This window comes from Bradyrhizobium sp. LCT2 (genome assembly GCF_009931255.1).
Lineage (GTDB): Bacteria > Pseudomonadota > Alphaproteobacteria > Rhizobiales > Xanthobacteraceae > Bradyrhizobium > Bradyrhizobium diazoefficiens.
On record NZ_CP034432.1, the window covers coordinates 8,495,053 to 8,508,692 of the forward strand.

Genomic DNA, 13,640 nt, shown 5'->3' on the forward strand with positions numbered 1-13,640 from the left:
AGCGCTGATTTGATGCACGGAGAACCCCATGCGTGAGAACGATGTGCGCAAGCGCGCCTTTGCGATGCCGCTCACCAGCCCGGCCTATCCGCCGGGCCCTTACCGGTTTGTGGATCGCGAGTACCTGATCATCACCTATCGCACCGACCCGGCAAGGCTGCGCGCTGTGGTGCCCGAACCGCTGGAACTCGATGACCGCAACCCGCTCGTCAAGTATGAATTCATCCGCATGCCAGATTCGAATGGCTTCGGCGACTACACGGAAAGCGGCCAGGTCATTCCGGTCTCGTTCCGTGGCCACACGGGCGGCTACAACCACTGCATGTTCCTCAACGACGAAGGACCGATTGCCGGGGGACGCGAGCTCTGGGGCTTTCCGAAAAAGCTCGGCCAGCCGACATTGCGGACCGAGATCGACACGCTGATCGGTACGCTCGACTACGGGCCCTTGCGGGTGGCGACGGGCACGATGGGCTACAAGCACCGCGAAGCCGATCTTGGCCAGGTCAAGGCCGCGCTCGAGGAGCCGAATTTTCTGCTCAAGATCATCCCGCATGTCGATGGCAGCCCGCGCATCTGCGAGCTCGTTGAATATCGCCTCGAGCAGATCGCGTTGAAGGGCGCCTGGACCGGACCCGCGGCTCTCTCCCTGACACCGCACGCCTTGGCGCCGGTCGCTGATCTGCCCGTTCTGGAGATCGTCTCGGCGCTTCACATCCGTGCAGACCTCACGCTGGGACTGGGCAGAGTGGCCCATGACTATCTGCAAGAGCCAGCGCGGCGTCCGTTCCGGGCTTCAGAACGAAGTCTGGTCACCTGATCGGAAATCCACAAACCAACTCGCGCCTGAACCGCGAGGCTTCGCCAGCTGGCGCAACACACGGAGCAAAGTGACTGAGATGGTTATTAAGGGCAAAACTGCGATCGTGACCGGCTCGACGAGCGGCATCGGCCTCGCATGTGCGCGTGCCTTCGCAGGTGCCGGCGCAAACATCGTGCTAAACGGAATGGGCGAGGCGGCCGATGTCGAGAAGGAGCGCTTGGCAATCGAAAGCGAGTTCGCCGTCAAGGCGATCTATTCGCCCGCGGACATGGCGAAGCCAAGCGAAATCGCCGGGCTGATCGCGCTGGGTGAAGCGACGTTCGGGGCCGTGGATATCCTCGTCAACAATGCCGGCGTCCAGCACGTCTCTCCAATCGAAGAGTTTCCGCTCGAGAAATGGGATGCGGTCATCGCCATCAATCTATCCGCCGCATTCCATGCAATCCGTGCGGCGGTGCCGGGCATGAAGAAGCGTGGCTGGGGCCGGATCATCACGACGGCTTCGGCGCATTCGCGTGTAGCTTCGCCGTTCAAGTCAGCCTACGTCGCAGCCAAGCACGGGATCGCCGGCCTGACCAAGACCGTCGCGCTGGAGCTTGCGCGTTCGAAGATCACCTGCAACTGCATCAGCCCCGGGTATGTTTGGACCCCGCTGGTGGAAAAGCAGATCCCGAACACGATGAATGCACGCAAGATGAGAAGAGATGAGGTCATCAGCGACGTGCTGCTCGCGGCCCAACCCACCAAGGAATTTGTCACTGTCGAACAGGTGGCTTCGCTCGCACTTTTTCTGTGCAGTAACGAGGCCGCGCAGATCACCGGCGCCAATCTCGCGATCGATGGCGGCTGGACGGCGGCGTAGGCCTGCGGCGGTCGACTCATCGCTGTCCGCGCAGTGAGGCGATCCGCGCGCGCAACACGGAAAGTGCACGACATGGCATCAGACGCAATCGACGGTGACATCGACGAATCCAGCGGCCTGGCCGTCCAGCATATCGGCGTGCGCGGACGCACTCTGCAGCATGGTATGAGAAATGGCAGGCCACTTGATCTTGGCGGAGACCGGAAAATGTCCGTCGCTCTGCGCAAGTGCGAGCACGCGTTCAACGAGGACGTATTGCCGCCTCATGCCAAGGTGGCAGAGCCACTCGAGTTCTACGCGGCGTCCAAGTTGGATAACCCGTCCCGCAGTCTCAGGGACGCGATAGGCAAGAAATCAGCTTCATCTGGAACGTCAATGCTCCTTCCTCATGTCGCTGCTTGAGATGACGTCGCTTCGGACGCAGACGCAACGAGTCGCTTGACGCAGGTTCAAAGTCGAGAACGATGAAGCCATGTGATGATCGCCAGCGCATCCGCTAATCAATGGAGATGGGTCATGTCAGAGCACAGCAGCATGCATTTTTACCTCAATTCGGCCAAGGAGCGAATCGACGAGATGGATGCCGCATTGGCTTCGTTTGAGGTGAAGGCGACGGAGGCCAAGGCGGAGTCCAAGGTGAAGGCAGAGCAGCTCATCGTCGATCTCAAAAAGAGGCGGGATGAATTTCAGGCGCACCTCAAGACGCAAGCGGAAGCCGGCGAAGCAGCCTGGGCGCGCACCAAACCCGATCTCGAAGAGCACTGGATCGGCTTCGAAGCGCAGATGAAGACCTATTTTGAGAGCGCCGGCAAGCAGATCGAGCAGCAGCAGGCCACGTTCAAAGACATCGCAGCGGCGCAGGGCAAGGCGTGGCACGAGGCCGCGAATCGATTCCGTGAGGCGGCCGGCAAAGTGGCCGGAGCGCGGATCACCGATCTCGATGCCGCGCTCAAGCAGCTGAAGTCTGACGCGTCCCAAGCGGAAGCACGTCTCCAGAAGCTGAAGCAGGCGGGCAGCGAGTCCTGGTCCGTGCTAAGCGCGGCGTTGGCAGAGTCCCGCAAGTCGTTCGATCAAGCAAGTCGGGCCGCGTGGGACACCCTGAGGGGCTCTGGCGCGAAGGGCTGATTCCATCCGGTCACAAGAAACCGCAGAAAGGCGCAGATTGCGTGTAAATCGGCACGGGGTCTGGCCCAGTTGCAGCCCGCCGTTCATGGTCAACTAGGCCGGGGGAGCCCGCATGAGATCGCCGCGCGACGGCGCAAGCTCGCTCCGGCGTGGTAGACGCCGAACCGTCCAGAGCGTGTCCTCATTGACGGGGCGCAGCGGACCTCATCTGCGCCTTGACTGCCGCGGTTGTTTCCGGGAATGGCGCAAGGGCAGGCTGCGGCGCCGCCAATTCCTGGCAATACATCCGATCGATCTTGTCCTGCATCAGCGCATAACAATCGCATGCAACGCGCTCGAGCCGCGCCCGGTCGATCTCTACAAACCCGCGCCGGTCGGACGGGACGGCGCCGGCCGCGCGCAGCTTGCTCATCGTCAGCGTCGCCGTCGTCCGCCGCACCCCGAGCAACTGCGCGAGCGCCTCCTGCGTCACCGGGAGGAGGTCACTGGGAACGCGATCGTGGAGCTGCAGGAGCCACCGCGCCATGCGGCCATCCACCAGGTGCAGCGCATTGCAGGCCGCGACGTGCTGGAGCTGCAACAGCAACGCGCGGACGTGGACCTGCACGACATTCCTGATGGCCTCGCTTCGCGCATAGGCAGCCCGAAACCTGGCGGCGGAGATCTGCGATGCCGTGCCGGCCACACGAGCAACCGCGGTCACCGATGACAGCGACGGGCCGAGCGCAGAGAACGAGGCCAAGGCGCCTTCCCGTCCGATCAACGTGGTTGCAACCGTTTGCCCGTCCGGCATGTCGAGCATGAAGGCGATTGCACCGCTATGGGGAAAGAAAACCGGGTCGAGCTCATCGCCCGACCGCACCAGGACGGTATCGGGTTCGAACGAGACCTTCTGGAAGTGAGGCGTGAGCAAGCCGAGATCCGCCGGCGGCAACGCCGCCAGCAACCGATTGCCGACGCCAGCGCGGTGGACGGTCGCGATGCTTTCCGGTGAACGAGCCGTCATGAGCAACGGTATCCATTTCTCAGCTTCACTACGATGACCCGAAATTCGAATTGGCCAACGAAAATATCCAAACAGAGCCCTTGAGGGAGATCAAGCACGGACTATTGCGGTCCCAACCGGCAGATCCTCCCGCGCAAACAGGATCTTGAACCCATCATACGGTTAACGATCGTCTGCATCCTAAGGGTTTCGATGAGATGATCGACCAGCAAAGGTTGCGACAGCGCAGGAGTGGGCGATTGGCCCCATGCGGAGGCCCCGCCCCGCCAATAAGGGCATGGCCGACGTCAAACGTGCCCCCCTATCCGGCGGCCGCCGCTCTCGCCGGGGCGACGTTCACGGCGAGCTTGCCGTAACGGTCGGTGAAGGCCTGGGTGTCGATCTCTTCCAGCTTGATTTCGCCGCTCATGACGCTCCTCTTCCAGGCGGCCTGGGCGGGATCGTTCTGGAACTCCGGCATCACCTCCCGGCCGAACAATTCGAGCGATTCGCAGATGTGCTCGTGGCTGTTCTTGCCGGCCTGGTTGAGCAGGATGACCTGGTCGATATGCGAGCTCTGGAAGCGCCTGAGCTTCTTGCGGATCGTCTCCGGCGAGCCGATCAGGCCGCCGCGCAGCGCCGCCTCCTGGGCCTCGGGATTGTCGCGCTTCCACTTGTTGTACTCGTCCCACATGTTGACGGTGTAGGGCGCGGGCCGCTGGCGGTTCTGCGCGGCGCCGTAGAAGCGTAGCGCGAACTGGAAGAAGGTGGCGCCGTCGGCGCGGGCGCGCGCCTCCTCGTCGGTCTTCGCGCACATGAAGAACGACACCAGCGCCATGTTCGGGTTGATCTCGTAGTCCGCAAGCTTGTGCAGCCGCTTGGTCATGGCGTTGTAATAGGCGTGCACCCAGGCATGGGCGGCGTCGGCGCTGACGAACTGGAAGCCGAGCGCGCCGAAGCCATGACGGCCGGCGCGCTCGATGGTCGGAAGCTGCGAGCAGGCCATCCACAGCGGCGGATGCGGCTTCTGCACCGGCTTCGGCACCACGTTGCGCAAGGGGATGTCGAAATACTTGCCGTGATGCTCGCTGCCCGCGTCCCTGAACATCGGGAAGATCGCGGCTACGGCCTCCTCGAACACCTCCTTCTTGGTCTCCATGTCGCGGCCGAACGGCTCCAGCTCGGTGATCGAGGCGCTCTCGCCCATGCCGAATTCGCAGCGGCCGTTGGAGAGCAGGTCGAGCACCGCGACACGCTCGGCGACGCGCGCCGGGTGATTGGTGGTGAGCTGGAGGATGCCGTGGCCGAGCCGGATCTTTTGCGTGCGCTGGCTCGCCGCCGCCAGGAACGATTCCGGTGACGGCGAGTGCGAATATTCCTCGAGGAAGTGATGCTCGACGACCCAGGCATGGTCGTAGCCGAGCTTGTCGGCGAGTTCCATCTGCGAGAGCGCGTTCTGATAGAGCTTCAGCTCGTCCCCGGCGACCCATGGCCGCGGCAGTTGCAACTCGTAGAAGATGCCGAACTTCATGGCGCCCCTCTCCCGCATTATTCTTTGTTGCGCTCATCTTAGTGAGCGGGGCGGCGCTGTCTACGGAGCAGCAATTCCGCCGTGCGGGAGAACGGTCCCCTCAACGCATCCGGCGTTATTGCGCGGCGGAGCCTTCCACCGCAACGACAGCCGCCGCTTCGCGTGGTGCGCGGCGGCCGTTCAGGACCACACCGATGAAGGTGAAGCGCACCAGCAGATGATAGCTCGCCAGCATCGGAGGAAGCGCGACGGCGAGAATGATGGCGAACTTGATCGGCCCGGACCAGTCGAGCTGCGACACCGCAACTTGTAGCGCCATCACGATCGGCATGTGGATCAGATAGAGCCAGTAGGACGCATCGGCGAGGTAACGCCAGGTCGGGCTGAAGCCGGGCATGAAGCGGAGCGCGAGACCGAGGACCGCGAAGGTCGAGATCCATATCGCCGGGGCATACAGGGTGGCGGAGACAAGCCTGAGCGTGGCGAAGCTGACCTGCAGTTTCGGCGCACCCGGCGCGGATAGCATCACACCTGAGAGCACGAAGCTGATCAGGATCAGGCCGACCGCGAGCAGGAGGTGCGGGAGCCAGCGCCGCTCGAAAAGCCGCAGCAGATCGACCTGCCGATGCAGCAGCCAGCCGACGCCGAATGCGGTGCCGAAGCCGATCCAGGCCTGAACGTTGGTGACGAGCGATTGATCCGGCGTTCTCACACCCATCACGTTGATCCATCGTTGGTCGAGGCAGAACGCGATGCCGATCGGGATCGCCAGAACCAGCGGAGCCAGTGGATTTCGCATGATCCCTGCAAAGAGGCGGTCGATGACCGTTCGCAGCGTGCCGGAGGCATCAAGCCGGACAATTGCGCCGCGCAGCAGCAGCATGGCGACATACAGCTCCAGCAGCACATAGAGAAACCAGAGATGGGCCAGGGGGAAATTCGGCAGCACCGGCGGCCAGCCACGCGCGCCGGGAGTCGGACCGCCATTGGGAAAGCCGGAGGCCCAGATGACCACCAGAGCCATCGGCGTGAATATGATCGGCCAGCCGATCACGAGCGGCAGCCCGATCCGCTGCAACCTGTCCCTGACAAAGCCCCAGCTCCCCCGGCGATGGAAACTCATGCGGGCAAAGAAACCGGCCATCAGGAAGAAGGCCGTCATCCGGAAGACGTGGATGGTGAAGGTCAGCAGGCCCAGGAGGAGGCTTGGATGGGTGTCCTGGATGAACCAGAACCGGGGTGTGGCGGGCACGAATGACATTGCCGCGTGCAGGACGATACCGAGCAGCAAGGCGCCGCCCCTGAGCGCATCGAGAGCGTGGAGCCGTTCCGATGTGGGGGTGGCGGCGGTCGAAGGAGACATGGGTGGGCTCATTCCGGCTGGCGAGAAGCTTCTGCCGGACAGTCTGCCCAATCGGGGCGCGGCCCTCTTGCCCAATCCAAAAATCGGCTAGCCGATTTCTCGACGCAGTTCGCTGATGTCGGTCCTACCCGGCCGGCTCAGCGCCTCGCGCCGGAATTCGGTCGGGGTCACGCCGGTTTCGGCCTTGAAGGAGCGATTGAAAGGTCCGATCGACTGGAAGCCCGCGTCCATGGCGATGGTCAGCACCGGGACTTCCCGCTGCGTCACGTCGGACAGCGCCAGCTTGGCATCCTCGATCCGATAGCGATTCAGGAACGCATTGAAGTTGCGATAGCCCAGCCCTTCGTTGATCGCCTGGCGCAGCCGATGCTCGGGAACGTCGAGCCGCGCCGCGAGCGTCCCGATCGCAAGACCTTCCTGCCGGTAGGTTCGTTCCACGGTCATCAGATGGTCGAGGCGCCGGAGCAGGAGCGGATCGACGATGACCCTCCCCGCGGCGGCGCGATCGGCGACCCGGGCCTGTCTCCCCGCCTCGCCGGATGCGATCGCAGCCGTGGCGTCGTCGACGGCCACCGCCGCCGGTGCGCTGAACAGGCCCAGGCCGGCAAGCATGGCCACCACGAACAGGCTGAGCGCGGTCGGAAGACTGCCGGACGCGCCGGGCGCGGCAACCGGAATATCGGCGAAGCCCGCGACGGCGACGAGCCCGATCATCGCGACATTGATGGCGAGCATCGCCAGCCGCAGCCGGCGCCGCCGCATCACCAGATCCACGCGCCAGGTCTTGACCGTCTGGACCGCGGCCGCGAGCGCCAGCACCAGGGCCACGATCGCAAGGACCTTGCCGCCGCCCTTGGCCAGAGTCGGCCATCGCGGCCAACCGAGCGACAGCGCAAATCCAAAGGCGACGATGGCCAGCCACAAGGCGCCATGCCACCGCCTGAGCACGAAATCGTCGTCAAACGCCGCGCGGGCCCACAACCAGAACACGGCAGGCATCGCGGACAGGATCGGCAACGTCCACCACCATGACGCCTTGGGAAAGAACGGCGCGGTGACGATCGCATAGAACACGCCCCCGGCGGACATGGCCATGCCCAGCAAAGCGTTCTGATTTGGAACGCGGCGCTGGAGCGCCACGAGGACGATCAACAGGAACACGCCGCTCGCCGCGCCGCGAAACCCGAGATCGATGGCCGTGAGCCCCATCTGGTTCACAATTCGCATTGCCCCGTTCGAGAGCTAAGTTTCGCATCGCGCCGGCCCGGGCACAACCCAAACTTGCGGTTGTGGTCACGGCCCAACCATCCTCGCAAATCGACGGATTGATCCAGATCAACGCGTTGACGCCGCGGTTGCAGCACAAGCAAGGCAAGGTAACGGCCCGGATGCCGTCCCAATTCCCAAAATTTCAGAGAGACCGAATATGTCGGCCCCTGACGACACGACCTCGCGCGTGCGCCGTAGGCGCATGGAGATTTTCGCCTTCCTGTTCCTGACCGCGGTCGTGATGCCCGTCCTCGCCGTCGGAACGGTCGGCTCCTACGGGCTTGGCGTCTGGATCTACCAGATGTTTGCCGGTCCTCCCGGCCCACCAGCCTCCCCGCATTGATCCCCAAGGATCCCCAAGAGCGAAAGACAGGCATCATGGCCCAACCCTCACTCAATAATAAAGTCACGCTCAACCGCCGCGCCTTGATCACCGGCCGGGTGCTCAGCGCCGACCGTATCGTGCCGCCGCCGGGCTACGAAATCGCCAGCATCATCGTGCAGGCGCGCCCCGAGCGCCTCGCCGAGGTCGAAGCCGAGATCATTGCGCTTGCCGGCTGCGAGATCCACGGCCGCGACCCGCGCGGCAAGCTCGTCGTCGTGACCGAAGCGCCGGATGCCGGCAGCCTCGGCACCATGCTCAACACCATCCAGTCGCTGCCGCACGTCTATTCCGCGGCGCTGGTCTTCCACGCCATCGAAACCGCCTGAGTCAGGAAGAGCCATCATGACATCGCCGAAGCTCGACCGCCGCCAGATGCTGAAGCTCGAGGCGGCCGCGATCGCGGCCGCCGCCGCTGGCCTCCCGGTGCCGGCGCTCGCCGCCAACCTCGCCACCGAGCGCGAGGTGAGCGAACTGAAATGGGACAAGGCCGCCTGCCGCTTCTGCGGCACCGGCTGCTCCGTGATGGTCGCCACCAAGGAGAACCGCGTCGTCGCGACACACGGCGACATCAAGGCCGAGGTCAATCGCGGCCTCAACTGCGTCAAGGGCTACTTCCTCTCCAAGATCATGTACGGCCACGACCGCCTGACGCAGCCGATGCTGCGCAAGGCGAACGGCAAATACGACAAGAACGGCGACTTCACGCCCGTGTCCTGGACCGAAGCCTTCGACATCATGGAGGTGAAGTGGAAGGAGGCGATGAAGAAGCGCGGCCCCAACGGCGTCGCCATGTTCGGCTCCGGCCAGTGGACGATCTGGGAGGGCTATGCCGCCTCGAAGCTGTTCAAGGCCGGCTTCCGCACCAACAACATCGACCCCAACGCGCGGCACTGCATGGCCTCGGCCGTCGCCGGCATGATGCGCACCTTCGGCATCGACGAGCCGCCCGGCTGCTATGACGACATCGAGGCCACCGACGCCTTCGTGCTGTGGGGCTCCAACATGGCGGAGATGCACCCCATCCTGTGGACGCGCCTGACCGACCGCCGGCTGTCCGCGCCGCATGTCCGCGTCGCCGTGCTCTCGACCTTCGAGCACCGCTCGTTCGACCTCGCCGACATCGGCATGGTGTTCAAGCCGCAGACCGATCTCTATTTGCTGAACGCCATCGCCAACCACATCATCAAGACCGGCCGCGTCAACAAGGACTTCGTCGCGGCACACACCGTGTTCAGGCGCGGCCAGACCGATATCGGCTACGGCCTGCGGCCCGAGCATCCGCTGCAGAAGAAGGCGACGGGCGCGGCGAAGGCCAACGACTCCACGGACATGAGCTACGACGAGTACGTCAAGTTCGTGTCGGAGTACACGCTGGAGAAGGCGGCCGAGATGTCCGGCGTGCCGCTCAACCGCCTGGAGGCGCTGGCCGAGCTCTATGCCGATCCCAAGACCAAGGTGGTCTCGTTCTGGACCATGGGCTTCAACCAGCACACCCGCGGCGTCTGGTGCAACAACCTCGTCTACAACATCCATCTTCTGACCGGAAAGATCTCCTCGCCCGGCAACAGCCCGTTCTCGCTGACCGGCCAGCCCTCGGCCTGCGGCACCGCGCGCGAGGTCGGCACCTTCTCGCACCGCCTGCCCGCGGACATGGTCGTCACCAACAAGGAACACCGCACCAAGGCCGAGCACATCTGGCAGCTGCCCGAAGGCACCATTCCCGACAAGCCCGGCGCGCATGCCGTGCTGCAAAGCCGGATGCTGAAGGACGGCCTGATCAACGCCTACTGGGTGCAGGTCAACAACAACCTCCAGGCCGGCCCCAACGCCAACGAGGAGACCTATCCGGGCTTCCGCAATCCCGACAATTTCATCGTGGTCTCGGATGCCTATCCGTCGGTCACCGCACTCGCGGCCGACTTGATCCTGCCCACCGCGATGTGGGTCGAGAAGGAAGGCGCCTATGGCAATGCCGAGCGGCGGACGCAGTTCTGGCATCAGCTCGTCCCTGCCCCGGGCGAGTCGAAGTCCGATCTCTGGCAGCTCATGGAATTCTCCAAGCGCTTCAAGATCGAGGAGGTCTGGCCCGAGGAGCTGATCGCCAAGAAGCCGGAGGTGCGCGGCAAGACGCTGTTCGACGTGCTCTACAAGAACGGCCAGGTCGACAAGTTCCCGGTCTCCGACATCGAGCAGGGCTATCTCAACGACGAGTCCAAGGCGTTCGGCTTCTACGTGCACAAGGGCCTGTTCGAGGAATATGCCTCGTTCGGCCGCGGCCACGGCCATGACCTCGCGCCGTTCGACGCCTATCACAAAGAGCGCGGCCTGCGCTGGCCTGTCGTCAACGGCCAGGAAACGAGATGGCGTTTCCGCGAGGGCAGCGATCCCTACGTCAAGCAGGGCACCGACGTGCAGTTCTACGGCTATCCGGACGGCAAGGCGCGCATCTTCGCGCTGCCTTACGAGCCGGCGGCGGAATCGCCCGACGGCGAATATCCGTTCTGGCTCTCGACCGGCCGCGTGCTGGAGCACTGGCATTCCGGCACCATGACGCGCCGCGTGCCGGAGCTCTACAAGGCCTTCCCCGAGGCCGTCTGCTTCATGCATCCGGACGATGCGCAGGAGGCGAAGATCCGGCGCGGCGACGAGGTGAAGGTGGTGTCCCGCCGCGGCTTCATCCGCGTCCGCGTCGAGACGCGCGGCCGCGACCGGCCGCCGCGCGGCCTCGTCTTCGTGCCGTGGTTCGACGAATCCAAGCTGATCAACAAGGTGACGCTGGACGCCACCGATCCGATCTCGCTGCAAACCGACTTCAAGAAATGCGCCGTGCGCATCGAGCGGGTGAACGTGTCATGATGAAACGATTTGGAATCGCATTGCTTGCGGTCGCGATCGCCGCGGGCGCGAGCTCGCTGACCGCGCAGACGGTGACGTCGGGCCTGCGCGGCCCGGCCCCGCTCAATGACGAGGGGCCCGCGCCGCCGATGCTGCCGAACCGCAACACCTCCGAGCGGGAGGTTCGCAATTATCCGGAGCAGCCGCCGGTGATCCCGCACACGATCGACGGCTACCAGGTCGACCTCAACGGCAACAAATGCCTGTCGTGCCACGCGCGGGCGCGCACCGCGGAATCGCAGGCGCCGATGGTCTCGATCACGCATTTCATGGACCGCGACGGCCAGTTCCTGGCCTCGATCTCGCCGCGGCGCTTCTTCTGCACGGAATGCCACGTGCCGCAGAACACCGCGACCCCGCCCGTCAGCAACGATTTCACCGACATCGACACGCTGCTGTCGCGCGCAAGCCCCGGTGGCCGCCGATGACGACGACCGCTGACGAGGCAAAAGCCAAGCGCGGCTTCGTCGCGCGAAGCTGGGATTTCGCGCGCGAGCTCTGGCAGGTGCTGATCCGGCCGAGCTCGGTGTTCGGACTCGGCGTGCTGGTGCTGGCGGGCTTTGCGGCCGGCGTGATCTTCTGGGGCGGCTTCAACACCGCGCTGGAATTGACCAACACCGAGAAGTTCTGCACCGGCTGCCACGAGATGAAGGACAACGTCTTCGCCGAGCTGAAGTCGACCATCCACTTCAGCAACCGCTCCGGCGTGCGCGCGACCTGTCCGGACTGCCACGTGCCGCACAACTGGACCGACAAGATCGCGCGCAAGATGCAGGCCTCCAAGGAGGTCTGGGGCAAGATCTTCGGCACGATCGACACCCGCGAGAAATTCCTGGACCACCGGCTCGAGCTGGCGGCGCATGAATGGGCGCGCTTCAAGGCAAACGATTCGCTCGAGTGCCGCAACTGCCACAGCGCCGATTCCATGGACATCACCAAGCAGTCGCCGCGGGCCTCGGTGGCGCACCAGCGCTTCCTGTTCACGGGGGAAAAGACCTGCATCGACTGCCACAAGGGCATCGCCCACCATCTGCCCGACATGCGCGGCGTTCCCGGCTGGCAATAGGGGGATCTGCGCCGCTTGAACCGGCGGGCCGAATGGTTAGTTTTGGGGGATGGCGAATCGCTTCGGCTCGCCCCTCCTCAAGACAGACATGGCCACTTTCACCCCGCATCAGGATGCCGCTCTCAAGGCCGTCGGCGACTGGCTCAAGGCCAAGCCCGGCCGGGGCGGCACGCCGCCGGTGTTCCGCCTGTTCGGCTTTGCCGGCACAGGCAAGACCACGCTGGCGCGGCACATCGCCGAGGGCGTCGACGGCGAGGTGAAGTTCGCCGCCTTCACCGGCAAGGCCGCGCTGGTGATGCGCAACAAGGGCTGCGACGAGGCCTCCACCATCCACTCGCTGATCTACCGCGCCCGCGAATCCGGCGAGGAGCAGCCGAGCTTCGAATTGTGGGACGACGCGCCCGCGTCCAAGGCCAAGCTGATCGTGATCGACGAATGCTCGATGGTCGATGCCGAACTGGGGCGCGACCTGATGTCGTTCGACTGTCCGCTGCTGGTGCTAGGGGATCCCGCGCAGCTGCCGCCGATCCAGGGCGGCGGCTTCTTCACCAACACCGAGCCCGACGCGATGCTGACCGAGGTGCACCGCCAGGCCCAGGACGATCCGATCGTGCGGATGTCGATGGACGTCCGCGAAGGCCGCGAGCTCGACATCGGCCGCTACGGCGAGAGCGAGGTGGTGTCGCGCAAGGAGCTCGATCCCGACCGCGTCATGGGCGCCGACCAGGTCCTGGTCGGCCGCAACAACACCCGCCGCGCCTACAACATGCGGGTGCGCCAGCGTCAGAACATCGAGGACGCCTTTCCGGTCGCCGGCGACAAGCTGGTGTGCCTGCGCAACAACCGCAAGAAAGGCCTGTTCAACGGCGGCCTGTGGCGCGTGAAGTCGCGCAACACTTCGCGCTCGAAATCGCGCATCCTGTCCATGCGGCTGTCGCCGGACGAGGATCTTGGCCACAAGGTGACGAAGGTCTCGGTGCGCGCCGACTGCTTCGAGGGCGGCGTCGAGCAGATCGCCTGGGAGCAGCGCAAGCCCTATGACGAGTTCGACTACGGCTACGTGCTGACCGTGCACAAGTCGCAGGGCTCGCAATGGGACGACGTCGTGCTGTTCGACGAGAGTTTTGCGTTTCAGGACTCGAGGGCCAGGTGGCTGTACACGGGGATCACGCGCGCGGCGAAAAGGTTGAGCATCGTTGTTTAAGCGTCGATGCTTTGGCAACGCCGCGGCCTCAACCTCCGCTCGTCGTCCCGGACTAGCGAAGCGCAGATCCGGGACCCATACCCACAGGGAGAAGTTGGGCGAAGACCCGGAGTGGGCGCCTTGCCCGACACT

14 protein-coding genes are annotated in these 13,640 nt (G+C 64.4%); 10 read left to right on the forward strand and 4 right to left on the reverse strand.

Features of this window, described 5'->3' with window-relative positions; all coding sequences use genetic code 11:
- Positions 1 to 28: 28 nt before the first annotated feature.
- From EI171_RS40105 to EI171_RS40120, 4 genes are all read left to right on the forward strand, one after another.
- A complete protein-coding gene (locus EI171_RS40105) occupies positions 29 to 820 on the forward strand; it encodes an acetoacetate decarboxylase (RefSeq protein WP_011089765.1) in 792 nt (263 codons plus the stop codon).
- 79 nt (positions 821 to 899) lie between these two features.
- The gene (locus EI171_RS40110) at positions 900 to 1,685 is read left to right on the forward strand and encodes a 3-hydroxybutyrate dehydrogenase (protein ID WP_039186968.1); all 786 of its coding nucleotides are present in this window, start codon (positions 900 to 902) and stop codon (positions 1,683 to 1,685) included.
- 72 nt (positions 1,686 to 1,757) lie between these two features.
- Complete coding sequence (locus tag EI171_RS40115) at positions 1,758 to 2,087, forward strand: hypothetical protein (RefSeq protein WP_161536502.1); 330 nt, start codon at positions 1,758 to 1,760, stop codon at positions 2,085 to 2,087.
- Between the two features lie 114 nt (positions 2,088 to 2,201).
- Positions 2,202 to 2,810, forward strand: coding sequence for a hypothetical protein (locus tag EI171_RS40120; RefSeq protein WP_161536503.1), 609 nt, complete (start codon positions 2,202 to 2,204; stop codon positions 2,808 to 2,810).
- Between the two features lie 181 nt (positions 2,811 to 2,991).
- On the opposite strand, the gene EI171_RS40125 is transcribed toward EI171_RS40120, so the two are convergent.
- From EI171_RS40125 to EI171_RS40140, 4 genes are all read right to left on the reverse strand, one after another.
- The gene (locus EI171_RS40125; RefSeq protein WP_028173088.1) at positions 2,992 to 3,816 is read right to left on the reverse strand and encodes a Crp/Fnr family transcriptional regulator; all 825 of its coding nucleotides are present in this window, start codon (positions 3,814 to 3,816) and stop codon (positions 2,992 to 2,994) included.
- A 301-nt stretch (positions 3,817 to 4,117) separates the two neighbouring features.
- A complete protein-coding gene (locus EI171_RS40130; protein ID WP_028173087.1) occupies positions 4,118 to 5,326 on the reverse strand; it encodes an LLM class flavin-dependent oxidoreductase in 1,209 nt (402 codons plus the stop codon).
- Positions 5,327 to 5,441: 115 nt separating this feature from the next.
- On the reverse strand, positions 5,442 to 6,689 hold the full coding sequence (locus EI171_RS40135) for an acyltransferase family protein (RefSeq protein WP_161536504.1): 1,248 nt from the start codon (positions 6,687 to 6,689) through the stop codon (positions 5,442 to 5,444).
- An 87-nt stretch (positions 6,690 to 6,776) separates the two neighbouring features.
- Entirely contained in the window at positions 6,777 to 7,916 is a 1,140-nt protein-coding gene (locus tag EI171_RS40140; RefSeq protein ID WP_371740352.1) for a helix-turn-helix domain-containing protein, read from the reverse strand.
- Between the two features lie 199 nt (positions 7,917 to 8,115).
- Between EI171_RS40140 and napE the strand changes: the two genes are divergently transcribed.
- The 6 genes from napE (at position 8,116) to EI171_RS40170 (ending at position 13,508) form a co-directional block, all read left to right on the forward strand.
- A complete protein-coding gene (napE, locus tag EI171_RS40145; protein ID WP_011089773.1) occupies positions 8,116 to 8,301 on the forward strand; it encodes a periplasmic nitrate reductase, NapE protein in 186 nt (61 codons plus the stop codon).
- A gap of 35 nt (positions 8,302 to 8,336) precedes the next feature.
- A complete protein-coding gene (locus tag EI171_RS40150) occupies positions 8,337 to 8,669 on the forward strand; it encodes a chaperone NapD (protein WP_161536505.1) in 333 nt (110 codons plus the stop codon).
- A 16-nt stretch (positions 8,670 to 8,685) separates the two neighbouring features.
- Positions 8,686 to 11,199, forward strand: coding sequence for a nitrate reductase catalytic subunit NapA (gene napA, locus EI171_RS40155; protein WP_011089775.1), 2,514 nt, complete (start codon positions 8,686 to 8,688; stop codon positions 11,197 to 11,199).
- Positions 11,196 to 11,666, forward strand: coding sequence for a nitrate reductase cytochrome c-type subunit (locus tag EI171_RS40160; RefSeq protein ID WP_028173083.1), 471 nt, complete (start codon positions 11,196 to 11,198; stop codon positions 11,664 to 11,666). Before napA ends, EI171_RS40160 begins: the two co-directional genes overlap by 4 nt.
- The gene (locus EI171_RS40165) at positions 11,663 to 12,304 is read left to right on the forward strand and encodes a NapC/NirT family cytochrome c (RefSeq protein WP_028173082.1); all 642 of its coding nucleotides are present in this window, start codon (positions 11,663 to 11,665) and stop codon (positions 12,302 to 12,304) included. Before EI171_RS40160 ends, EI171_RS40165 begins: the two co-directional genes overlap by 4 nt.
- Before the next feature lie 88 nt (positions 12,305 to 12,392).
- Positions 12,393 to 13,508, forward strand: coding sequence for an ATP-dependent RecD-like DNA helicase (locus tag EI171_RS40170; protein WP_028173081.1), 1,116 nt, complete (start codon positions 12,393 to 12,395; stop codon positions 13,506 to 13,508).
- Positions 13,509 to 13,640: the final 132 nt, after the last annotated feature.

What these genes read in the sequence shown, in the direction of transcription:
- EI171_RS40105 (WP_011089765.1), top strand. Translation starts at nt 29, where the DNA reads ATGCGTGAGAACGATGTGCGCAAGCGCGCCTTTGCGATGCCGCTCACC.
- EI171_RS40110 (WP_039186968.1), top strand. Translation starts at nt 900, where the DNA reads ATGGTTATTAAGGGCAAAACTGCGATCGTGACCGGCTCGACGAGCGGC.
- EI171_RS40115 (WP_161536502.1), top strand. Translation starts at nt 1,758, where the DNA reads ATGGCATCAGACGCAATCGACGGTGACATCGACGAATCCAGCGGCCTG.
- EI171_RS40120 (WP_161536503.1), top strand. Translation starts at nt 2,202, where the DNA reads ATGTCAGAGCACAGCAGCATGCATTTTTACCTCAATTCGGCCAAGGAG.
- EI171_RS40125 (WP_028173088.1), bottom strand. Translation starts at nt 3,816, where the DNA reads ATGACGGCTCGTTCACCGGAAAGCATCGCGACCGTCCACCGCGCTGGC.
- EI171_RS40130 (WP_028173087.1), bottom strand. Translation starts at nt 5,326, where the DNA reads ATGAAGTTCGGCATCTTCTACGAGTTGCAACTGCCGCGGCCATGGGTC.
- EI171_RS40135 (WP_161536504.1), bottom strand. Translation starts at nt 6,689, where the DNA reads ATGTCTCCTTCGACCGCCGCCACCCCCACATCGGAACGGCTCCACGCT.
- EI171_RS40140 (WP_371740352.1), bottom strand. Translation starts at nt 7,916, where the DNA reads ATGCGAATTGTGAACCAGATGGGGCTCACGGCCATCGATCTCGGGTTT.
- napE (WP_011089773.1), top strand. Translation starts at nt 8,116, where the DNA reads ATGTCGGCCCCTGACGACACGACCTCGCGCGTGCGCCGTAGGCGCATG.
- EI171_RS40150 (WP_161536505.1), top strand. Translation starts at nt 8,337, where the DNA reads ATGGCCCAACCCTCACTCAATAATAAAGTCACGCTCAACCGCCGCGCC.
- napA (WP_011089775.1), top strand. Translation starts at nt 8,686, where the DNA reads ATGACATCGCCGAAGCTCGACCGCCGCCAGATGCTGAAGCTCGAGGCG.
- EI171_RS40160 (WP_028173083.1), top strand. Translation starts at nt 11,196, where the DNA reads ATGATGAAACGATTTGGAATCGCATTGCTTGCGGTCGCGATCGCCGCG.
- EI171_RS40165 (WP_028173082.1), top strand. Translation starts at nt 11,663, where the DNA reads ATGACGACGACCGCTGACGAGGCAAAAGCCAAGCGCGGCTTCGTCGCG.
- EI171_RS40170 (WP_028173081.1), top strand. Translation starts at nt 12,393, where the DNA reads ATGGCCACTTTCACCCCGCATCAGGATGCCGCTCTCAAGGCCGTCGGC.